Below are 20,359 nucleotides of genomic sequence, written 5' to 3' on the forward strand. Positions count from 1 at the left end.
CTATGGATGACGTTATACTGCTCTCGCGGCTGCAGTTCGCTGTCGCCGTTTTTTTCCATTTCATCTTCGTGCCGCTGACGCTGGGGCTGTCGCTGCTGATCGCCCTCATGGAGACGTGGTACGTCAAAACCGGCAATGAGGCCTGGCGCCGCCATGCCAAGTTCTGGGGCAAGCTCTTTGTCATCAACTTCACGCTGGGCGTGGTGACGGGGATCACCCTGGAATTCCAGTTCGGCACCAACTGGTCCCGCTACTCGGAGTATGTGGGCGACATTTTCGGCTCGCTGCTGGCCATCGAGGCCACGGTGGCCTTCTTCCTCGAATCCACCTTCCTGGCGGTCTGGCATTTCGGCTGGAACCGCGTGGGCAAGAAGGTGCACCTGCTCAGCATCTGGCTGGTGGTCATCGCGGGCAACCTTTCCGCCCTCTGGATCATCCTGGCCAACGGCTTCATGCAGAATCCGCTGGGCTACGTGATCCAGAACGGCCGCGCCGAACTGGATGACTTCTTCGCCGTGCTGTGCAACCCCTACGCCTGGGGCATGTACGCCCATACGCTCATGGCCGCCTGGATGCTCTCGGGCTTCTTCGTGCTGGGCGTGTCGGCTTGGCATCTGCTGCGCAAGAGCCATACGGACTTCTTCCGCATGTCCTTCCGCATGGCCGCGCCCATCACGCTGGTGCTGGCCGTGGCCCTGGCCGCGACGGGCGACCTGCAGGGCAAGACCGTAGCCCAGCTCCAGCCGGCCAAGCTGGCGGCCATGGAATCCCACTGGGAGACCACGACCAACGCGCCTTTCTACATGCTGGTGCTGCCGGACGTGGAGAATGAGCGCAACAGCGTGGAAGCCATCGGCATCCCCGGCCTCATGAGCTGGATCGCTTACGGCGATGCCAATGCCGAGGTGAAGGGCCTCAAGGACTTCCCCAAGGAGGACCGTCCGCCCGTGGCGCCGGTGTTCTGGGGCTTCCGGGCCATGGTGGGCCTTGGCGTGGTCTTCCTCATCCTGGCGGCGGCGGCCACGCTGCAGCGCAAGCGCGACATGCCGTGTTCCGGGCTCATGAAGGCGCTGGTCTGGAATATCCCGCTGCCGTACTTCAGCATCGCCTTCGGCTGGCTGGTGGCCGAAATGGGCCGTCAGCCCTGGATCGTCTATAATCTCATGCGCACCAGCGACGCCGTTTCGCCCGTGCCCGCGGGCAATGTGCTCTTTTCGCTCATCGGCTTCATCGTCGTGTACACCCTGCTGGGCGTGCTCGACATCTGGCTGCTGCGCAAGTATGCCTGCAAGGGCCCCGAGGAGGTCTAGTCATGCTGGAAACACTGCAAATCGTCTGGTTCATCCTCTGGGCGCTGCTCTGGGCCGTCTACTTCGTGCTGGACGGCTTCGATCTCGGCCTCGGCTCTCTCCTGCCCTGCCTCGGCAAGAGCGAGGAAGACCGCCGCATCATGTACAATGCCGCCGGCCCCTTCTGGGACGGCAATGAAGTGTGGCTCATCTCCGCCGGCGGGGTGACCTTCGCGGCCTTCCCCACGGTCTATGCGGTCATGTTCAGCGCGCTTTACGCGCCTCTGCTGCTCCTGCTCTTCGCGCTCATCTTCCGCGCCGTGTCCTTCGAGTTTCGCGGCAAGGTGGAAAGCGCGGCCTGGCGCGGCTTCTGGGATCTCATCCACTTCGTGTCCAACCTTGTGCCCTCCATCCTGCTGGGCGTGGCCTTTGCCAACCTCTTCATGGGCATCCCCGTGGATGCGGAGGGCGTCTATCACGGCAACCTCCTCGGCCTGCTCAATCCCTACGGGCTGGCGGGCGGCGTCTTCTTCCTGGTGATGTTCATGCTGCACGGTTCCCTGTGGCTGGCCATCAAGAGCGAAGGCGACCTGCAGCTGCGCGCCCTGGCCACGGCCAGCCTGCTCTGGCCCATCATGCTGGTGCTGCTGCTGGTCTTCCTCGGCATGACGTGGAGCTATACCCGTCTCTTCGACAACTACTTCGCTCAGCCGGCGCTCTTCCTGCTGCCGCTGGTGGCGCTGGCCGGTCTGGTGGGCGCGCGGGTCATGCTGCGTGCCGGGCGGCTCTGGCTGGCCTGGGCCTGCAGCGGCCTGTACATCGTGGGCGTGACCTTCTTCGGCGTGTCGGGCATGTTCCCCGGCATGATCATCTCCTCGCTGGATCCGGCGGCGACGCTCACGGCCTACAATGCCTCGTCCACGGAGCTGACCCTCAGCATCATGCTGGGCGTGGCGCTGGTCATGGTGCCCATCGTGCTGATCTACCAGTCGTGGGCCTACCACATCTTCCGCAAGCCGGTCACCGGCGAGGATCTGAAGGACGAGCACGCCTACTGATCCTCTTTGCTGAAGCCAACCACTGCGGCGGCTCCCGGTCTTTTCGGGGGCCGCCGTTTTTTTTGTGCCGAACTTCCCCAAAAGCCAGGCAGGGCAGGGCGCAACGGCCTGAAGGCTGCCGGGGAGCGTCCTCTTTTCGGGCAGGAGAGGTCCATATTTTCTTAATTGGTTGTAATAAAGGGTGCAAAATGGTTGACAGTGGTTGGATTGGTCTTCATAGTGGTTGCAAAGGAGAATGAAGCACATGGACGCCTTTTCCGCCAAGAGCCCGCAGCGCAGCTATGAGACCCTTCTGTCCCGCTTGCGGGCATTCATGGACGAGCTGCAGCTCAAGCCCGGCGACAAGCTGCCGCCGGAGCGCAGCCTGGCCAGTACCTTCGGGGTTTCCCGCAACAGCGTACGGACGGCCATCCGCACGCTGGCCGAGCAGGGCGTGCTGGAGAGCCGCCACGGGGACGGGACCTACGTTTGCAGCAGCGAGACGGATTTTCTGGAAAAGGCGTTGTTGTCGGCCGTGGACTCGGAATGCGCCATCTTTGATGAGGTCATGGAGTTTCGGCGCATCATGGAACCGGCCATAGCGCGGCTGGCGGCCCGCCGCCGTACGCTGGAACAGCTCAACGAGCTCAAGATCATCGTCTGCGACCAGCAGCGGCGGCTCCTCATGGAAAAGGGCGACGGCGACCTGGACGCGCGATTCCACCAGTGTCTTGCGCGCTGCACCGGCAACAGCCTGCTGGCCACGACCATGCAGCGGCTCAATACGGTCTACCAGCCCGGGCGTACGGCGGATCTGCGCTCCGAGGAGTGGCGGCAGTTCTCCATCAGCTCGCATCTGCGCATCATCGATGCGGTGGAACGGCAGGATGAAGAGGCCTGCGAGCAGGAATTGCGCCATCACCTCGGCACGGTCTCGGAGCGTCACCCTCTGGTCACGGCGAGGGATCGGTCATGATGGAAAGTCTTGTGCTCTACGGACTGCTGGGCATCGTGGCCGGACTGCTGGCCGGGCTGCTGGGCGTGGGCGGCGGCATCGTCATCGTGCCCATGCTGGTGTTCGCTTTCGGGCGTGCGGGCTTTGCGCCGGAAAGCATCATGCTGCTGGCCCTGGCCACCTCGCTGGGCAGCATCATGTTCACCTCGGTTTCCAGCGCGCTGGCGCATTCGCGGCGGGGCGCGGTGGACTGGCAGACCGTGTGGCGCATCAGCCCCGGCATCCTGCTGGGGACCTTTGCCGGGACGGCGGTGGCCGTGCTGCTGTCCCGCCGTTTCTTGCAGATCTTTTTCGTGGTCTTCCTGACCTATGTGGCCGTGCAGATGCTGCGCGGCAGCCGTCCGTGCGCCAGCCGGGAGCTGCCCGGCGCGTGGGGCATGGGGGCGGCCGGCGGCGTCATCGGCCTCACCTCCAGCCTGGTGGGCATCGGCGGGGGCACGCTCTCCGTGCCCTTCCTGGTCTGGCACAATGTGGAGATGCACCGCGCCATCGGCACGTCGGCGGCCATCGGCTTCCCCATCGCCGTGGCGGGCTGCTGCGGCTACCTGATCAACGGGCTGGGGGCGACGGGGCTGCCGCCGCACTGTCTGGGCTACCTCTACCTGCCGGCCCTTTTCCCCCTTGTCGTGTGCAGCATGCTCACGGCTCCGCTGGGGGCGCGCATCGCCCACCGTCTCCCCGTCAGCCGGCTCAAGAGCGCCTTTGCCGTCCTGCTGATCTGCGTCGGGATCAAGATGTTGTGGGACGTCCTGTAATAAAAATTTTATGTGGACCACATTTTTAAAATATGATGACACAAGTCAACTAGGAGGATGATGATGACGTTACGCGACAAATTGTCAATCTCACCAGCAAGATTTTTCTATGGTTTCATCGTGTTATACTTTTTGTTCATGCTTGATTTTGCTGCAAGATTAGGTATTACTTCCGCTTTTCCAAGCATGAAGAGCGAGCTTGGCTTTTCTGATACAACTATCGGTTTTGCAGGTTCTATTGTTTTAGCCGGAATGACAGTTTTTGTTCTTCCATTTTCTTTTATAGCGGATAAGACTTCAAAAAAGAGAAGCCTCAACGTCATGAGCGTCATCTGGGGAGGGGGATGTTGCATATGTGGTGCGGCTTCTTCAGCTTTTACCCTGCTGTTTGGACGTTTCTTGGTAGGAGCAGGTAACGCAAGTTACGCGCCGGTATCTGTAGCTATGCTCACGAGTTGGGTTAATCGGCCTTATTGGGGAACAATTATTGGTTTTTATAACTCGGCAATGTCGCTTGGACTCGCGCTTGGAACTTCTATTGTTGGAGTGCTGGTTCATAAATTTGGGTGGCGTGCGGCCTTTTATGGGGTCGGCCTGCTGACTCTTATTTTTGCTGTCTGTTCATTATCGGTGTCAGATGCCAAGACGAATAAGCCTAAAAATGAAGAAAATAGTGTTCGCCTTAGCGAAGCTTTTTCCTTTACCTTAAAAAATAAAACACTATTGCTCTTGGGGCTGGGCGTCGGCGCGGCCAACATGGGATATACGGCCATGATTACATGGATTCCCATGTATCTTGTAAGAATAATGGGCTGGAATACAGTAGATGTTGCCGCATACATGGGGCCTGTTTACCTTATTCAGGGGTTGTGTGTTACGGCTCTTTCAGGAGTTCTTATTGACTGGATCAGCAGAAAAACATCACCTAGGTCCAGAGCTTTAATAGGTGTCCCGGCCTTTATTGGTTGTGCTCTTACTTTCTACAGTGGATTTCACTATCAGTGGATATTAGGGCTGGCTTTTGGTATGTTCCTTTTTAAAATTCCTGTTACGGGTGTGCATGTAGCCACACAAGAACTTGTGCCCGCACGTTATAAATCTTCAGCATACGGAACCTATGTACTGCTCCTGCAGGGTATAGGTTTCTTCGGATCACTTCTTGTCGGTCTGCTTTCCGATACCTATGGTTTACAAAAAGCGGTAGAATATATGCAGCTTGTCTTCTGTGCAGGGGCTGTATTTATGCTTATCGGGGGTATTACCTATATGGTTGACTACAGAAGGGCCCAGGCAAATGATGATGGAAATATAGTAAAGTGAAGTTAAGTTAGTTAGATAATCTGATTTTAAGTGCTACTTTTAACCGAGAAAGGAGCGATGTATGGAACTTGCTCGATGGAATGAAGCTCTGAATAACTGGTTCGGCGAGCATGAGGCGGAGATGTATACCCTACTGGAGCAGCTGGTGAACATGGACAGCTTTTCACATGACGGCGGTGATGTGGACAAGGTGGGAGAAGTCATCGCAGAACACATGCGCGCGGCGGGCTTTACCGTGGAGACGCTGCCGCAGGCCCCCATCCCCGCTGACGAGCAGTGGATGACGAGCCTCGGCCATGTGGTGACGGCGCGTACCCATGCGCGGGAAGACGGGCCGGGGGTGGTGTTCATGGGGCACATGGACACGGTGTTCCCGGCGGGCACGGCGGCGGCGCGTCCCTTCCGCATGGACCGGCAGGCCGACAGGGCCACGGGCCCCGGCGTGCTGGACATGAAGGGCGGCCTCGTCATGAACATCTTCGTGGCGCGGGCCCTGAAGGAGCTGGGCCTCATGGACGTGCCCATGACGCTGACCTTTTCGCCCGACGAGGAGCTGGGCTCCCCGACGACGGGCTACCATCTGGGCCGCGAGCTCAACGGCGCGCATGCCGTCATGTGCACGGAGCCGGGCTATGTGGGGGGCGGCGTTTCCGTGGAGCGCAAGGGGTCGGGCCACATGCTGCTGGAGATCGAGGGCAAGTCGGCCCATGCCGGACGCAACTATGCCGACGGGCATTCGGCCATCCTCGAACTGGCCCACAAGATCCTGGCCTATGACCGGCATGTGGATCTCGACAGGGACATCACGGTCAACACCGGCCTCATCTCCGGCGGCACCTCGGCCAATTCCGTCGCTCCCTTCGCCTCGGCCCGCATCCACCTCACCTATCCGACCTATGAGCTGGGGCAGGAGCTGGTGCGGGCCATACGGGAAGAGACCGACAAGACCTATGTGTCGGGAACGCGCTCCCACATCAGCGGCGGCTTGCGCCTGCTGCCGCTGCGGCCCACGCCCAAGGTCATGGCCCTTTACGAGCTCATCCGCGCTGCGGCGGACTGCATCGGCTACCCCTGTTCCCTCGAGCGCTCCAAGGGCGCGGCGGAATCCGGCTTCTGCTGCAGCGTGCTGGACCTGCCCACCGTCTGCAGCATGGGGCCGGAGGGCACAGGCTTGCATACGCCGGAGGAATACATCATCCCGTCCACCTTCCTGCCACGGGCCAAGATCCTGGCCCTGACGGCGCTCCAGGCGGCACGGCGGTTTTCCGCGTCACCCAAGGTCACCCTGTAACCTCAACATCAACCGATCAACTTCGCCACGCACGGGGCTTTTTCCTCGCAGCGTCTGTACATGCTGATGGTGGAAAAGAAGCTCGGCGCGAAGCTCCCGCATGTGGCCTACACCAGCGGCCATGACGTCTCCACGGCCCTGCTGGGCGGGCACATCGCCAGCGCCTTCGGCGTGACCACCAACCAGCTGCCCTATGTGCAGGCGGGCGACTTCCGCATCATCGGCGTTACCAGCAAGGAGCGCGTCAAGGAATTGCCCGATGCCCCACCTTTACCGAGCAGTTCGACAATGATCCGGCGCTGGTCTTTCCCTCGCCCCACGGTCTGGTGGCTCCCCGCCGCACGCCCGACGACAAGATCATCGCCATGCAGAACCTGATCAAGGAAGCGCTGGAAGATCCCGGCGTACAGGCCAAGATGGCCAAGGCCGATCTGACCTGCAATTATCTGCCGCATGACGAGTTCCAGGAGGTCATCGACAGCATGTGGGCGACCATCGGCAAGGTGCTCAAGGAAAACAACATGGTCAGCAAGTAGCGTGTACCGCGCTGCGGCGTTCCCCTCCCGGGGAGCGCCGCCGCGCCGTCCCCTCATGAAGGAGAGTAGGCATGCGTTATCTTTCCGCACTGTTACGGATCCTGCCGGCGCTGATGCTGGCCCTGCTGCTCTGTCCCGCCGGCGCGCCCGCCGCGGCGGAGAGCGTGCCCCTGAAGACGGGCTGGCTCGGCGAGGAAGCCTTTCCCGTCTGGTACGCCCATGAACAGGGTTGGGACAAGGAAGCCGGCCTGGATGTGGAGATGCTCCGTTTCGACTCGGGCAAGGTCTTTATCGAAGGCATGAAGGTCTACAAGTGGGTCCTTGCCGGCTGCGGCATCGTGCCCACGGTCTCGGCCGCCTTCGGCTCGCCGTTCGAGGTGGTGGCCGTGGCCGGCGATGAAGCCGCCGCCAATGCCGTGCTGGCGCGCAAGGACGCCAAGTTCGCCGATGCGGCATCCGTGCGGGGCAGGCTCGTGCTGTGCCCGCAGGGCACGTCCGCCCATTATACGCTGGTGCAGTGGCTGCGTTCGCTGGGCCTGACGGAAAAGGACGTGAAGATCCGCTTCATGCCGCCGGAACAGGCTCTCGGCGCGTTCCGGGGCGGTCTGGGCGACCTTCTGGTCACCTGGGCTCCCTATACCTATGCCGCGGAAAAGGAGGGCTGCGCTCTGGTGGCCACAGCCGCCGACGTCAAGGCCTCCCTGCCGCTGGTGCTGCTGGCCGACAGACAGTTCGCCGCGGAAAACGCGGAGCTGGTGCGGCGCTTCCTGACCCTGTATCAGCGCGGGGCCGCCGTGCTGGCCGCGGAACCTGACGAGAAGGTGGTGGCGGCCTACGTGCGCTTCTGCAAGGAATGGGCAGGGCGTGAGCTGGATGCCGCCACCGCCCGTGAGGACTTGCGGGCCCACCGCGTTTACTCGGTGAGCGAGCAGCTGCGGCTTCTGGGCGACGGGCCCGGCTCGCTGCGCGCCACGCTGGAAGGCATGGCCGCCTTCCTTGCCGCAGGCAAGGCGGGCGACGGCGGCAAGGCGCCGGAGCTGCCGTCCATCCGCGCGGATTATCTGCAATCGTTGCCGCAATAGACTGCTTACCCCCAGTCTTTGCGGGGAAGGGGGCCCGTCGGATCTCCTCCCGGGCTTCCCTTCCCTCTTTTGAGAACCTTTTCAGGGGCAACATATACGGTCTGTCGTTTCGCGGAAAAGAACGTGGTTTTCCGCGGACGCTTGGTCGGGCGGCGCGCTCCGCCATCTTCCGAACGGACACGCCTCCGGCGGGCGCTGGCGGACGGGAGGGACGTCACATGGATATCCAGACCTGTCGGGCGATCATCGAGAAGGCCCTGCGCGGGCAGGAAGCGGCCATGCTGGCCCTGCTCAAGGAACTGGTGGACATCGATTCGCCCACGGACTGCGCCGAAGGCGTGCGCAGGGTGGGGCAGGTCTGCGCGGACTGGCTGGCCCGGGCGGGTTTTGCCACGGCTTGTCTGCCGCATGCCCCCGTACCGGAGGACGAAGCCTGGCAGGCGGAGCTGGCCAGCGCCTGGACGGCGCGGCATGGCGCGGCAGGGGCCGGGCCGGGCATAGGCTTCATCGGGCACATGGATACGGTCTTCCCTGTGGGGACGGCACAACGGCGGCCCTTTACCGTGGACAGGCAGGCGGACCGCGTCTACGGGCCCGGCGTGGCGGACATGAAGGGCGGGCTCGTGGCCATGCTCTTTGCCGCCCGGACGCTTGCCGAACACGATCTGCTGCCCTGTCCTCTGACCCTCATGTTCTCTTCCGACGAGGAGCTGGGTTCGCCCACGTCCTCACAGGCCTTGCGGCGGCATCTGCAGGGCGCGCATGCCGTTTTCTGCGCGGAGCCGGGCGGCGTGGGCGGCAGGGTGACCGTCTCCCGCAAGGGATCGGGACATATGCATATCCGCGTGCAGGGCGTGGCGGCCCACGCCGGGCGTGATTACGCGAACGGCGCGTCCGCCATCCTGGCCCTGGCGCGCAAGGTGCTGGCCTATGACCGTCTGGTGGATCTGCCCAACGGCGTTACCGTCAACACGGGGCTCATCTCCGGCGGCTCCTCCGCCAATTCCGTCGCCCCCTGGGCCGAGGCCCGCCTGCACCTCACCTACCGGCGTCTAGCCGACGGCGAGCGGGTGGTGGCGGCCATCCGCGACATAACGGCCGCCGAGAGCCTGCCGCATACGCGCGCCACGGCCAGCGGCGGCCTGCGCCTCTATCCGCTGGAACGCACGGCGGCCGGTGACCGCCTCTTCGCGCTGGTGCGGGAAGCCGGCAGGCTGCTGGACATGCCGCTGGAAGGGCAGCATTACGAAAGCGCCGCCGAATCCGGCTTCTGCTCTTCGGTGCTGGGCATCCCCACCATTTGCTGCATGGGGCCGGAGGGCGAGCATATCCACTCGGACAAGGAATATCTGGTGCTGTCCAGTCTGGTGCCGCGCGCCATGCTGCTGGCGCTCTCCGCCGTCATGGCCGCCCGTACGGATCTTGCCGTACCGGTCGTCTGAACCGCCGCGCTTGCCGGGAAGGGGGGCCGTCACTGCCGGGCGGCCCTGCTCAGGCATGGTGCGCCGTGCGGGAAAAGAGCTGGATGACCAGCACGCCGGCGATGATCAGCCCCATACCGACCAGGGCGGGGATGTCCATTTTCTGCCCGAACCAGAGATAGCCCATGAGCGTCACGAGGATGATGCCCAGCGCGCACCAGATGGCGTAGGCGATGCCCACCGGCAGATAGCGGAGCACCTGGGCAAGGCAGGTGAAGGAGACGCAGTAGCCCGCGATGCTGCCCAGCGTCGGCCAGAGGCGGCTGAGCTGCTGGGAGGCGTTGAGGCAGGAGGTGGCGAAGGTCTCGGCGGTGATGGCCACGGCCAGCAGGCCGTAGGCGATGAGGGGAGCTCCCATGATGTCTCCTTTCAGGCGGGTGTCCGCGCGCTCGAAAGGCGTTGCCGTATGCGCGGAGGGCGCAGGGAGCCAGTCCCCGCGCCCTCCTTGCCGGTACGGCTGTTACCCCTGTTCGATGGCGTAGTATTCGGCCAGCATGGGGCCGAAGAATTCCGCGCCGTCGCCCAATTCTTCCTCGATGCGGAGCAGCTGGTTGTACTTGGCCATGCGCTCGGAGCGGCAGAGCGAACCGGTCTTGATCTGTCCGGCGTTGACGCCCACGGCAAGGTCCGCGATGAAGCTGTCCTCGGTCTCGCCGGAACGGTGGGAGATGACCGTGGTGTACGCGGCTTCCTTGGCCATTTCGATGGTGTCCAGCGTCTCGGTGACCGTGCCGATCTGATTGAGCTTGATGAGGATGGAGTTGGCCACGCCTTCCGCGATGCCCTCGGCCAGGATGGCCGGATTGGTCACGAAAACGTCGTCGCCCACCAGCTGGATACGGTCGCCGAGGCTGCCGGTGAGCATGCTCCAACCGTCCCAGTCGCCTTCGGCCATGCCGTCTTCGATGGAGATGAGCGGGTACTTGCGGGTGAATTCTTCCAGCCACTGGGCCATTTCGGCATTGTTGAGGCTCAGGTTCTCGCCCTTGAGAACGTACTTGCCGTCCTTGTAGAATTCGGACGCGGCCGCGTCGATGGCCAGCGCCACTTCGCTGCCGGGATTGTAGCCCGCTTCCTCGATGGCCTTGATGAGGTAGGCAAAGGCCTCGTCATGGCTCTTGAAGTTGGGGGCGAAGCCGCCTTCGTCGCCCACGCCGGTGGAGTGTCCGTCCTTTTCCAGGATCTTCTTGAGGACGTGGAAGATCTCCGCGCCCATGCGCAGGGCGTCCCGGAAGCTCTGGGCGCGCAGGGGCATGATCATGAATTCCTGGATGTCCAGGTTGTTGGAGGCATGCGCGCCGCCGTTGATGACGTTCATCATGGGCGCGGGCAGCACCTTGGCGTTGACGCCGCCCAGATATTTGTACAGGGGCAGGCCGACGTATTCGGCGGCCACGCGGGCGCAGGCCATGGACACGCCGAGCATGGCGTTGGCGCCAAGGCGGCTCTTGTTGTCCGTGCCGTCCAGATCGATGAGGGTATTGTCGATCTGCACCTGATGCAGCACGTCAAGGCCGAGCAGGGCGTCGGCGATCTCGCCGTTGACGTTCTCCACCGCCTTGGTAACGCCCTTGCCGCCAAAGCGTTCCTTGTCGCCGTCGCGCATTTCGAGGGCTTCGCGGCTGCCGGTGGAAGCGCCGGAAGGCACGGCCGCCCGGGCGCTGTGGCCGGATTCGAGTGTGACTTCAACTTCCACAGTGGGGTTGCCGCGCGAATCGAGGATCTCGCGACCGTAGACAGAGGCGATGCTGCTCATGGCTGCTCCTAGTGTTGGGCTCTCCCGGGGGAGGGCGGGTATGGCGAAAAGCCGTCGCGCGCCCATGCGCTGCGTGCGGCAAAAAACGGCGCTCCCTGGAGCTCTTTTAGGTTGAAACGCTGTGCGTTTCAAACCATACGGCCTGTCATTTCGCGGAAAAAAACGCGGTTTTTCCGCTCACGTTGGGCCGGGCGGCGCTGTGCCGCCGCCTCGCATTTTGCTTTTTTCAACGGCAAAATGTCTAAGCCGGGCGGCATTCATAAAACAGGCGGCGCAGGCCTTCCAGCAGCAGGGAGGGCAGCACCTCGTCAAAAACCGGGCTCAACCGGGCGATGGACTGGGCAAAGCCGCCCGTGGCCAGCACGCGCGTCGTGCCCGGGAGCTGGGGCCGCAGGCGGGCCACGAGACCCTCCACCATGCCCACGAAGCCGAAGACCAGACCATGCTGGATGCTGGTGACCGTATCCCGCCCCACGGCGGGCACCAGGGCGTCCACTTCGAGGTCCACACGCGTGAGCTGGGCGGCATGCCGCGCCAGCGCCGCCAGGGCCGTCTTGGGCCCGGGAAAGATGAGCCCGCCCTCGTAGGCGTCGTGCGCGATGCAATCGAAGGTCACGGCCGTACCGAAGTCCACGACCATGAGCGATTCCGGCTCCGGATAGAGACGGCGGGCGGCATAAGCGCCCACCAGCCTGTCCGCGCCCACCTGTTCCGGACGGGCGTAGCGGTTCGTCAGGGGCAGCGGGACGTCGGCAGGCACGAAAAAGACGGGCCGCCGGACATAGCGGGCCAGGGCCTCGCGCAATATGGGAGTGAAGTCCGGCACCACGGAGGAGACCATGCAGGCGCGCACGCTGTCCCTGTCCAGACCGGCATGGCCGCAGAGGGCCAGCAGGCTCAGACCCAGGCTGTCGGCGGTCTGTTCGGCGTCGGTACGCAGGGAATAGGTGGTCAGCACACGTTCCGCATCGGCCAGGCCGATCTTGGTGGACGTGTTGCCGATGTCGAAAAGCAGAAGTTCCGCCCGCATAGCCGCTCCTTGCCGGACGTTCGGGATGCGTTGCCGCCGGAGCGCATCCGTGTGCCGATTGCCGCGGCAGTATGCCAGACTGCCCGCCGACACGCAAGCGCCGCCCTTGCCTGTCGGGGGCGGGACATGTAACATGCCTGCCGGAATCGGGGACGACGCCCGCAAGGAGAGCCCATGCCGCCCATGCTTTTTTTCCTGCATATGCCGCGAACAGGCGGCACGACGCTCAATACCGTGCTCAAGGCCAACTTCGCGCCGGAAGAGATCCTGAGCATCTATCACAAGGAAGATTACGAACGCTGCCGGGAGCTCGACCCCGCACAGCTGGACGGCATCCGGCTCGTCATCGGCCATCTCATGCCCCAGTCCGTGGAGCCTCCGCGCTTCTATGACCGGGAGGTGCGCATCTTCACCCTGCTGCGCGAACCGGTGGCGCGCATCATCTCCGAATACCGTTTCCAGAAGAGCTGGCCGTCCAACCATCTGTACGCCCGACTCAACGACGGGCAGGTCAGCTTTCGCGACTATCTCACCAGCCGGGAAAAGGGGCTGCGCTACCGCGGGCGCAACTTCATGACCCATACGCTGGCCCACTGCTTCCGGGAGGACATGCCGGGGGACGAGCTGCTGGACATGGCCCGGCACAATCTGGAACGCCTTTTCTTCTTCGGCGTGCAGGATCATTTCGATGCGGGCCTGCTCATGCTGGCCGACCGCATCGGCCTTGGGGAGATCTTCTACGAAAAGCAGAACATGCTCAATCCCGCGGGCTTTGCCCCCGTCAGCGAGGAAGACAGGGAGCTTGCCGCTCAGTGCAATGCGCTGGACAGCGCCCTTTATGCGTGGGCGCTGCGGCGCTTCGAGGAACGCATGGCCGCCGCCGGGCCGGCCTTTGCCGCGCGCCTGAAGACCTTTCAGGCCGTCAATGCCCGCTTTCACAAGGTCTGCCGCCTCATCAACCAGAAACTGGAACTGGAGGAGCGCGGCGCCATCATCAATCCCAAACGCTGATCGTCCGGCGATCGGCGCAGACCACACGAGGAACCTCCATGAATACGCAAGAACTGCTGGACATCATGCAGCGTCACAACATCCAGGGCGAAGCCGACAAGGATGGGGACATCCATTTCACCCACGAAGACATCTCCATGACCCTGCTGCATGACGACGACGATCCGGAGTATATTTCCCTGGGTGCGGGCTTCGAGGACATCGACGAGGAGCTGCACGAGGCCTGCTATGCGCTGGCCGCCGCCATTTCCCAGGCCTACAAGGTCGGCAAGGTCATCGTGTTCGACGATGAAGAGGGCTTTGCCCTGCGCTTTTCGGTGGAGGCGCTGGTCTCGCCGGAGACCTTCGAGCGCGACCTGCCCCGCTATCTGGATATCGTGACGGAGATGATCGCGGACTTTTTCGACGCGGCCTCGGGCGAGCAGGAGTAAGTCCTCTCGGCACGAATTTTAGGACCTATTGCCCAGGATAAAGTGCAGTGACCAGACGCGTTCCGCCCCCATCTCTGGGGGCGGGCATGTTTCGTGCCTCTATCACTCTTCGTTACTTGTTTGGGGGAAGGGGAACCCCTCCGCCGGCGCGAGAGGGGTTCCCCTTCCCCCAAGCCCCCCATCCCTTCCCCAGCGCGCTTTTATCAGGGGGAAAAGCAGGGAAGCGGGGTATGTACGGTTGATTTTCGTATCTACTGAAATAATTGGTGAAATTTGTTCTTGTAGGCTCTGAACGACGCGGGGGCCTTACGGGCATCGACGCAGAGCGAGGGGTGCCCCTTCCCCAAAAAATAACGAACAGCGTCAACAGCTCCTGCGCGGTTCGTCGGTCGGATCCTCAGCCCCCGTACCAGGCGGGGCGGGCGCCGGGCACGTCGGCCCGGCAGCCCTGCCAGAGGCCGCGGGCGGCCAGGGCCCGCCGTATGTCGGTGATGATGCCCCGTTTTTCGGCGGCCCAGGCCGGGGCCAGCAGTTCGCCGGGCGCGGGGTCGGCCTGCAGGCGGTGCAGGACGATGTGCGAGGGGATGCGGGGCAGGGCGGCGCAGAGCAGGTCCACATATTCGTCCCGGGCAAGGGGGCGATAGTCCCCGGCGGCATGCAGGGCGGCCAGGGCCGTGCCGCGCGGCACATAGGTATTGTGCAGCTTGAGGCCCGCTATGGGCAGGGCCAGCGCCCAGTCCAGCGAGGCGAGGAAGTCCGCTTCGTCCTCGCCCGGCAGGCCCGCCATGAGATGCAGGCAGACCTGCAGCCCGGCGGCGGCCGCCTGTCTGACGGCCGTGGCCACGCCGGCGGCGTCATGGCCGCGGTTGAGGCGGGCCAGCGTGGCGTCCGAGGCGCTTTGCAGGCCGAGCTCAAGCCATATCTCCGGCAGGCCGCAGCCGGTCAGCAGGGCCAGCTTTTCCGCATCCAGACAGTCGGAGCGCGTGCCTACGGCAAGGCCCATGCAGCCCGGCAGCCGCTTCACCTCGTCCAGCAGCCGGCGCAGCCTGTCCGCCGGGCCGTAGGTGTTGGAAAAAGCCTGCAGATAGGCCATGAACAGCCGGTCGCTGTCCGTGGCGGCATACTTGGCCTGCCAGCGATTCCACTGCTCGGCCAGCGAAAGGGCGCCGAGGCCGGAGCCGGAACCTTCCGCATTGCAGAAGAGGCAGCCGGCGCGGGAAAGCGTGCCGTCACGGTTGGGGCAGGACGCGCGGGCATCCAGTGGAATTTTTTGCACCCGGCTGCCGTAGCGGCGGCGGAACCATGTTGCCAAAGTATGCCAGAGAAGCATGTATTTCGCCTCGTTGACGGTTGCCGCAGGTACGCGGAAGGCAGGGAAAATTTTTGTACCGACCGCTCCAAAGCTTGACTTGCGACCGGTTTTAGTCGAACAAAAGCGGCTGAACCTCCGCGTATGGCGCGGGCGACTGCTTTTTCTTCTTGTCCCACACGGCCTGTTGCCGTTTTCCAGGCAGCCGAAACCATACGCATACCTGCAAAACGAGGCAAGCTTCATCCATGTCCAAGATTCTGGATTTCGCTCTGGGAATTTTCTCCAATGACTTGGCCATCGACCTCGGCACGGCCAATACCTGTGTCTATGTGAAGGGGCAGGGCATCGTGCTGCGCGAGCCGTCGGTGGTGGCCGTGAAAAACGATTCGCGCGGCAACAAGGTCGTGCTGGCCGTGGGGCAGGACGCCAAGCGCATGCTGGGCCGCACTCCCGGCAATATCGAGGCCATCCGTCCCATGAAGGATGGCGTCATCGCGGATTTCGAAGTGACGGAAGCCATGCTGCGCCACTTCATCGCCAAGGTGCACAATTCCCGCCGGCTGGTGCGCCCGCGCATCATGATCTGCGTGCCCACCGGCATCACCCAGGTGGAGAAGCGCGCGGTCAAGGAATCCGCCCAGTCCGCCGGCGCGCGGGAGGTCTACCTCATCGAAGAGCCCATGGCGGCGGCCATCGGCGCGGATCTGCCCATCCAGGAGCCGACCTCCAACATGGTGGTGGACATCGGCGGCGGCACCACGGAAGTGGCGGTGATCTCGCTGGCGGGCATCGTCTATTCCCGCTCCGTGCGCGTGGGCGGGGACAAGATGGATGAAGCCATCATGACCCATGTCAAGCGCAAGTACAACATGCTCATCGGCGAATCCTCGGCCGAGGAGATCAAGATCAAGATCGCTTCGGCCTATCCTCTCGATCCCGAGCAGCAGCTCGAGGTCAAGGGCCGCGACCTCGTGACGGGCATCCCGCAGAACATCATCATCACTTCCGAGGAAGTGCGCAAGGCCATCTCCGAGCAGGTGGACAGCATCGTGCAGGCGGTGCGCATCGCGCTGGAACAGACGCCGCCGGAACTGGCCGCCGACATCGTGGACCGCGGTATCGTGCTGACCGGGGGCGGCGCTCTGCTCAAGGGGCTTGACCAGCTCCTGCGTGAGGAGACCTCCCTGCCCATTACGGTGGTGGACGATCCGCTCTCCACCGTGGTGGTGGGGACCGGCAAGGCCCTGGACAACCTGAGCGTGCTCAAGGAAGTGTGCATCGACTAACCGGCATGCAGTCAGGGCGGCTGCCCGCAGGCAAACCCTGACGTGCGGACCGGCGGCAAGCCGCCGTCCCGTGAGGGGATGCCCCGCCAGAGCCTTTTCCGCAGATGCCAGAGCCCTCCGCGCGACCGGTAACGGACACGCCGGAGGGTCTTGCGTCTCGAAAAGGGGAAATCCGGCAGCCCGGGAAGCCCGTCCGCCGCTCGCCGCCCAACGGAACAGCCTGTGACCTTTCGCCGACTCCTTCTCATTGCGGGAACCCTGCTGATCCTTTTTCTGGGTATGTTCACCTGGAATCAGCGCACGCGTGCCCTGGATGACTTTGCCGGGATGCTGGGACTGGAAGTCACGGGGACGGTGCTTTCCTTCGTGCATGCCGTGGAGAGCGGCGTCAGCGAGACCTGGGATCACTATTTCGATCTGGTCGGCGTGCGTGAGGAGAACCAGCGCCTCAAGGCCCGCCTGGAAGAACTGGAAGCCCGCATGATGGCCACCGGCGAGGACCTGGCCGAGCTGCGCCGCCTGCGCAAGCTGCTCGAGCTGCCCGTGGACGAGGCCTGGAAGCCCGTGGGCGCGCGGGTGCTGGCCGGGCGCATGGGGCCCAACGGCCTGCTGGACAGCATCACCATCAACCGGGGCTACAGCACCGGCGGACGGCCGGGCACGCCGGTGGTGACCCAGCTTGGTCTGGTGGGCCGGGTGCTGCGCGCCAGTCCGCATTCGGCAACGGTGCTCCTGTTGACCGACCCCGGCAGCCGCATCGCCGTTTTCTCGCAGGAAGGCCGCGTGTCCGGCATCCTGTCCGGGCAGGGGGTGCATCAGCATCTCGAAGTGCGGTTCGCCCAGCTGGGCACGCCGGTGAGCCCGGGCGAAGTGCTGGTGACGTCCGGTCTGGACGGCAAATATCCCAAAGGCATCCCCGTGGCCCGCGTCATCAGCGCGGAGCCTTCCAACTACAATCAGTTCCTGACCATCAAGGCCCAGCCGCTGGTGGACCTGCGCAATCTCGAGGAAGTGCTCCTGCTGGAATCCACGGGCATCGTCCGCCCCAACCTGCCCAGCGGGCCGCCACCGGAATTTGTGGGACCGCCGCTGCCCGCCACGGCCCAGCCGCTGCCATGATCATGCTGCGTCATGTCCTCTGGTGGTCGGCCTTCATCGTGGCCGGCATTGCCCTGCAGTCCGTCGTGCCGGGGCTGGATGCCTTTGCCGTGGGGCTCATCCTGTTGCTGGAAGACCGGGACTACCGCAATCTGGCCTGGCTCCTGCCGGTGTTCATCATCCTGCAGGAAGGCATGGGCACGGCGCTTTTCGGCAGCAGCGTGGCCTGGTATACGGCGCTCGTCCTGCTCTACAAGCTGGGGCGCTGGCTGTTCGAAGTGAACAATTTTTTCTTTGTCCTCCTGCTCTCCACATGGTTCGGCGCCGCCTATTTCGGCATTGCCTGGCTGATGGCGCCCCTGCAGGACGTTCCCGGTTTCGATGCGCAGGGGACCCTGGACAAGAGTCTCATTCAGGCGCTCTACGTGCCCGTGGCCTGGTGGCTGCTGGCCGGCCTGCGCCGCTGGATAGTGCCACGTGAAGAATAAGCATCCCGCCGATTCGTCCCGCGGTCCTTCGCTGCAGCAGCCGGAACCGTCCCGGCGCTCCCGCTGGTTCGGGCCGCAGCAGGTGGATAACGAAGGGTACCAGCCGCCCCGCACCGGGGCCCTGCTGCTGCAGGGACTGGTGGCCATCTTTTTTTTCGTCTTCGTGTCCCGCTTCTGGTATCTGCAGATGCACAAGGGCGAGGAATTCTCGCGGCAGGCGCAGGCCAACCGCCTGCGCGAGGAACGCATCTTCGCGCCCCGCGGGCGTATCCTGGACGACAGCGGCAAGGTGCTGGCCGACAACCGCACGGCCTGCGGCCTGGCGCTCATCCGCGAGGATTGTCACGACATCCCGGCGACCCTGGCGCAGATCAGCCAATGGACCGGCATCCCGCTGGAACAGGTCTGGGAAAAGTATCAGGTGGACCGCTTCAAGGTGAAATCCTTCGAGCCGCTGCTCATGGTCACGGACATGGATTTCGAACTGGTGGCCCGCATCGAGGCCGAGCTTATCGACTGGCCGGGGCTGGAGATCTCCGTGCACAGCAAGCGCAGCTATCCGGAAAAGGATCTCTTTGCCCATGTGCTCGGCTATGTGGCCGAGGCCAATGAGAAGGAGATGGAAAAGGACCCCGATCTGGCTATGGGCGATCTGGTGGGCAAGCAGGGGCTGGAATACAAGCTCGAGCAGCGCCTGCGCGGCCGCAAGGGCCTGTACGGCGTGGAAGTGGACGCGCATGGCCGCATGCTGGGCAAGACCCTGCGTGAGGAGCCCCGCAGCGGAGAGGAGATCTGCCTTTCCCTCGACCGCGACCTGCAGGAGACCGCCTGGAACGCCCTGTCCGGCGAGGCGGGCTGCGTGGTGGTCATGGAGCCGGATACGGGCAAGCTGCGGGCGCTGGTCACGTCGCCGGCCTATGACAACAATCTCTTTGCCGCCGGCATCTCCAAGCGTGACTGGGACGCCCTGCGCACCAGCAACCGCTTCCCGCTGCAGAATCGCGTCATCCAGAGCGTCTACCCGCCCGGCTCGGTCTGGAAGCTGCTCATGGGCGTCTTTTTCCTGGAGAACGGCATCAGCCGTTATGAGACGGTCTTCTGTCCCGGCCAGGTCAAGCTGGGCAATCAGATCTTCCGCTGCTGGCGGCGCGGCGGACACGGCAGCATGAACCTCGAGTCCGCGCTCATCAACTCCTGTGACGTCTATTTCTACATCATGGCCGAGCGTCTGGGCATCGACAAGCTGGAAGCCTTTGCCAAGGCCAGCGGCTTCGGCTCGCCCACGGGCATCGACCTGCCGCACGAGCGTTCCGGCCTCGTGCCCTCCCGCGAGTGGAAGCGCCGCCGCTTCAAGGCTCCCTGGGTACGCGGCGAGACCTATAACGTTTCCATCGGACAGGGCTACACCCTGGTGACGCCCGTGCAGATGGCCGTTTATGTGTCGGCCCTGCTCAACGGGGGCTATCTGCTCAAGCCCCAGCTGCTCAATGACGCGCCGCGCGAGGTCCGCGGCCGTATCCCCGGCAGGCTGGAGACGCTGCGTTTCATCGTGGAATCCATGCGCAAGACGGCAGGCGGCGGCACCGCCCGTGTGGTGGGCCGCAAGGACGCCGACATGGGCGGCAAGACCGGGACGGCGCAGGTGGTCAAGCTCAAGATGAGCGGCGACCGCCGTCTGCGTACAGCGGAAATGGAATATGCCCAGCGCGACCATGCCTGGATCGCCACCTGGGGCTACAAGAACGGCAAGGCTTATGTGGTCATCGTCATGGTGGAGCATGGCGGCGGCGGTTCCAGCGTGGCCGGGCCCGTGGCCAAGAAGGTCTATGAGCATCTTTTCGGACCGGATGCGGGCGCGCCGCAGGTCATTGCCGCCAGCGACGGCGAGGGCGATGTGTCGCAGCCGCCGGTGCTGACGCCGCCGGATCTGCCGGGTCTGCTGAAGCCGGTGCCGGGGGGCCGCCAGCAAAACACGCGGGGCCGCCGCGAGGCACGCGTGTCCGGCGCCACGCTCGCGCCGCGCCCGACCGCTCCGGCTCCCATCCTGCCGGACCTTCCCGCCCGGCGCGGCGCGCCCCGCGGCAGGGTCATCGATCCGTCCGCCCCGCCAAGTCCTCTTACCGGGCAGCCCTAGGAGAGTC

Annotated in this window: 20 protein-coding genes; 16 read left to right on the top strand and 4 right to left on the bottom strand. The window is 63.8% G+C overall.

Translation table 11 applies throughout. The annotated features are described in order from the left end of the window. Nucleotides 1-2: 2 nt before the first annotated feature. The 10 genes from Q0K12_RS02940 to Q0K12_RS02985 all read left to right on the top strand — a co-directional run bounded on the left by Q0K12_RS02940 (nt 3) and on the right by Q0K12_RS02985 (nt 9,767). Complete coding sequence (locus tag Q0K12_RS02940; RefSeq protein WP_297260243.1) at nt 3-1,310, top strand: cytochrome ubiquinol oxidase subunit I; 1,308 nt, start codon at nt 3-5, stop codon at nt 1,308-1,310. 2 nt (nt 1,311-1,312) lie between these two features. Continuing rightward, a complete protein-coding gene (gene cydB / locus Q0K12_RS02945) occupies nt 1,313-2,347 on the top strand; it encodes a cytochrome d ubiquinol oxidase subunit II (protein ID WP_297229630.1) in 1,035 nt (344 codons plus the stop codon). A gap of 244 nt (nt 2,348-2,591) precedes the next feature. Next, the gene (locus Q0K12_RS02950; protein ID WP_297260245.1) at nt 2,592-3,302 is read left to right on the top strand and encodes an FCD domain-containing protein; all 711 of its coding nucleotides are present in this window, start codon (nt 2,592-2,594) and stop codon (nt 3,300-3,302) included. Beyond that, a complete protein-coding gene (locus tag Q0K12_RS02955; protein ID WP_297260247.1) occupies nt 3,299-4,096 on the top strand; it encodes a sulfite exporter TauE/SafE family protein in 798 nt (265 codons plus the stop codon). The genes Q0K12_RS02950 and Q0K12_RS02955 overlap by 4 nt, the downstream gene beginning before the upstream one ends. Nucleotides 4,097-4,156: 60 nt before the next feature. Beyond that, nucleotides 4,157-5,416 (top strand): MFS transporter, encoded by a 1,260-nt coding sequence (locus tag Q0K12_RS02960; RefSeq protein WP_297260249.1) that lies wholly within the window; start codon nt 4,157-4,159, stop codon nt 5,414-5,416. A gap of 61 nt (nt 5,417-5,477) precedes the next feature. Further along, nucleotides 5,478-6,707, top strand: a complete 1,230-nt coding sequence (locus tag Q0K12_RS02965) for a M20/M25/M40 family metallo-hydrolase (protein ID WP_297260251.1) — start codon at nt 5,478-5,480, stop codon at nt 6,705-6,707. A gap of 60 nt (nt 6,708-6,767) precedes the next feature. Continuing rightward, on the top strand, nt 6,768-7,085 hold the full coding sequence (locus tag Q0K12_RS02970) for a tripartite tricarboxylate transporter substrate-binding protein (protein ID WP_297260253.1): 318 nt from the start codon (nt 6,768-6,770) through the stop codon (nt 7,083-7,085). Beyond that, complete coding sequence (locus Q0K12_RS02975) at nt 7,073-7,243, top strand: hypothetical protein (protein WP_363315613.1); 171 nt, start codon at nt 7,073-7,075, stop codon at nt 7,241-7,243. Before Q0K12_RS02970 ends, Q0K12_RS02975 begins: the two co-directional genes overlap by 13 nt. Nucleotides 7,244-7,314: 71 nt before the next feature. Beyond that, entirely contained in the window at nt 7,315-8,325 is a 1,011-nt protein-coding gene (locus Q0K12_RS02980; RefSeq protein WP_297260257.1) for an ABC transporter substrate-binding protein, read from the top strand. 218 nt (nt 8,326-8,543) lie between these two features. Next, nucleotides 8,544-9,767 carry a M20 family metallopeptidase gene (locus tag Q0K12_RS02985; RefSeq protein WP_297260259.1) on the top strand — a complete coding sequence of 408 codons (1,224 nt, stop codon included), beginning with the start codon at nt 8,544-8,546 and terminating at the stop codon, nt 9,765-9,767. Nucleotides 9,768-9,816: 49 nt separating this feature from the next. Here Q0K12_RS02985 and Q0K12_RS02990 read toward each other — a convergent pair whose 3' ends face one another. From Q0K12_RS02990 to Q0K12_RS03000, 3 genes are all read right to left on the bottom strand, one after another. Next, complete coding sequence (locus Q0K12_RS02990; RefSeq protein WP_297260261.1) at nt 9,817-10,164, bottom strand: SMR family transporter; 348 nt, start codon at nt 10,162-10,164, stop codon at nt 9,817-9,819. Between the two features lie 102 nt (nt 10,165-10,266). After that, on the bottom strand, nt 10,267-11,562 hold the full coding sequence (gene eno / locus Q0K12_RS02995; protein ID WP_297260263.1) for a phosphopyruvate hydratase: 1,296 nt from the start codon (nt 11,560-11,562) through the stop codon (nt 10,267-10,269). Between the two features lie 241 nt (nt 11,563-11,803). Further along, on the bottom strand, nt 11,804-12,592 hold the full coding sequence (locus Q0K12_RS03000; protein WP_297260264.1) for a type III pantothenate kinase: 789 nt from the start codon (nt 12,590-12,592) through the stop codon (nt 11,804-11,806). Between the two features lie 174 nt (nt 12,593-12,766). Between Q0K12_RS03000 and Q0K12_RS03005 the strand changes: the two genes are divergently transcribed. Both Q0K12_RS03005 and Q0K12_RS03010 read left to right on the top strand, forming a co-directional pair. After that, a complete protein-coding gene (locus tag Q0K12_RS03005; RefSeq protein ID WP_297260266.1) occupies nt 12,767-13,603 on the top strand; it encodes a sulfotransferase family 2 domain-containing protein in 837 nt (278 codons plus the stop codon). A gap of 38 nt (nt 13,604-13,641) precedes the next feature. Continuing rightward, nucleotides 13,642-14,034, top strand: coding sequence for a hypothetical protein (locus Q0K12_RS03010; protein WP_297260267.1), 393 nt, complete (start codon nt 13,642-13,644; stop codon nt 14,032-14,034). Nucleotides 14,035-14,431: 397 nt separating this feature from the next. Here Q0K12_RS03010 and Q0K12_RS03015 read toward each other — a convergent pair whose 3' ends face one another. Further along, nucleotides 14,432-15,364, bottom strand: coding sequence for a TIGR01212 family radical SAM protein (locus tag Q0K12_RS03015; protein ID WP_297260268.1), 933 nt, complete (start codon nt 15,362-15,364; stop codon nt 14,432-14,434). A 227-nt stretch (nt 15,365-15,591) separates the two neighbouring features. Between Q0K12_RS03015 and Q0K12_RS03020 the strand changes: the two genes are divergently transcribed. From Q0K12_RS03020 to mrdA, 4 genes are all read left to right on the top strand, one after another. Continuing rightward, nucleotides 15,592-16,632 carry a rod shape-determining protein gene (locus tag Q0K12_RS03020; RefSeq protein ID WP_297228356.1) on the top strand — a complete coding sequence of 347 codons (1,041 nt, stop codon included), beginning with the start codon at nt 15,592-15,594 and terminating at the stop codon, nt 16,630-16,632. Between the two features lie 222 nt (nt 16,633-16,854). Continuing rightward, complete coding sequence (mreC, locus tag Q0K12_RS03025; protein WP_297260270.1) at nt 16,855-17,751, top strand: rod shape-determining protein MreC; 897 nt, start codon at nt 16,855-16,857, stop codon at nt 17,749-17,751. Next, nucleotides 17,748-18,218, top strand: coding sequence for a hypothetical protein (locus Q0K12_RS03030; protein ID WP_297260272.1), 471 nt, complete (start codon nt 17,748-17,750; stop codon nt 18,216-18,218). The genes mreC and Q0K12_RS03030 overlap by 4 nt, the downstream gene beginning before the upstream one ends. A gap of 31 nt (nt 18,219-18,249) precedes the next feature. Beyond that, nucleotides 18,250-20,352: a penicillin-binding protein 2 gene (mrdA, locus tag Q0K12_RS03035; RefSeq protein ID WP_297260297.1), complete on the top strand. Its 2,103-nt coding sequence runs from the start codon at nt 18,250-18,252 to the stop codon at nt 20,350-20,352. Nucleotides 20,353-20,359: the final 7 nt, after the last annotated feature.

Origin of the sequence: uncultured Desulfovibrio sp., from assembly GCF_944324525.1 — a bacterium.
Taxonomy (GTDB): Bacteria; Desulfobacterota; Desulfovibrionia; order Desulfovibrionales; family Desulfovibrionaceae; genus Desulfovibrio.

Excerpts from the sequence above, each read along its gene's own strand:
- Q0K12_RS02940 (WP_297260243.1), top strand. The coding sequence starts at position 3 with ATGGATGACGTTATACTGCTCTCGCGGCTGCAGTTCGCTGTCGCCGTT.
- cydB (WP_297229630.1), top strand. The coding sequence starts at position 1,313 with ATGCTGGAAACACTGCAAATCGTCTGGTTCATCCTCTGGGCGCTGCTC.
- Q0K12_RS02950 (WP_297260245.1), top strand. The coding sequence starts at position 2,592 with ATGGACGCCTTTTCCGCCAAGAGCCCGCAGCGCAGCTATGAGACCCTT.
- Q0K12_RS02955 (WP_297260247.1), top strand. The coding sequence starts at position 3,299 with ATGATGGAAAGTCTTGTGCTCTACGGACTGCTGGGCATCGTGGCCGGA.
- Q0K12_RS02960 (WP_297260249.1), top strand. The coding sequence starts at position 4,157 with ATGATGACGTTACGCGACAAATTGTCAATCTCACCAGCAAGATTTTTC.
- Q0K12_RS02965 (WP_297260251.1), top strand. The coding sequence starts at position 5,478 with ATGGAACTTGCTCGATGGAATGAAGCTCTGAATAACTGGTTCGGCGAG.
- Q0K12_RS02970 (WP_297260253.1), top strand. The coding sequence starts at position 6,768 with ATGCTGATGGTGGAAAAGAAGCTCGGCGCGAAGCTCCCGCATGTGGCC.
- Q0K12_RS02975 (WP_363315613.1), top strand. The coding sequence starts at position 7,073 with ATGCAGAACCTGATCAAGGAAGCGCTGGAAGATCCCGGCGTACAGGCC.
- Q0K12_RS02980 (WP_297260257.1), top strand. The coding sequence starts at position 7,315 with ATGCGTTATCTTTCCGCACTGTTACGGATCCTGCCGGCGCTGATGCTG.
- Q0K12_RS02985 (WP_297260259.1), top strand. The coding sequence starts at position 8,544 with ATGGATATCCAGACCTGTCGGGCGATCATCGAGAAGGCCCTGCGCGGG.
- Q0K12_RS02990 (WP_297260261.1), bottom strand. The coding sequence starts at position 10,164 with ATGGGAGCTCCCCTCATCGCCTACGGCCTGCTGGCCGTGGCCATCACC.
- eno (WP_297260263.1), bottom strand. The coding sequence starts at position 11,562 with ATGAGCAGCATCGCCTCTGTCTACGGTCGCGAGATCCTCGATTCGCGC.
- Q0K12_RS03000 (WP_297260264.1), bottom strand. The coding sequence starts at position 12,592 with ATGCGGGCGGAACTTCTGCTTTTCGACATCGGCAACACGTCCACCAAG.
- Q0K12_RS03005 (WP_297260266.1), top strand. The coding sequence starts at position 12,767 with ATGCCGCCCATGCTTTTTTTCCTGCATATGCCGCGAACAGGCGGCACG.
- Q0K12_RS03010 (WP_297260267.1), top strand. The coding sequence starts at position 13,642 with ATGAATACGCAAGAACTGCTGGACATCATGCAGCGTCACAACATCCAG.
- Q0K12_RS03015 (WP_297260268.1), bottom strand. The coding sequence starts at position 15,364 with ATGCTTCTCTGGCATACTTTGGCAACATGGTTCCGCCGCCGCTACGGC.
- Q0K12_RS03020 (WP_297228356.1), top strand. The coding sequence starts at position 15,592 with ATGTCCAAGATTCTGGATTTCGCTCTGGGAATTTTCTCCAATGACTTG.
- Q0K12_RS03030 (WP_297260272.1), top strand. The coding sequence starts at position 17,748 with ATGATCATGCTGCGTCATGTCCTCTGGTGGTCGGCCTTCATCGTGGCC.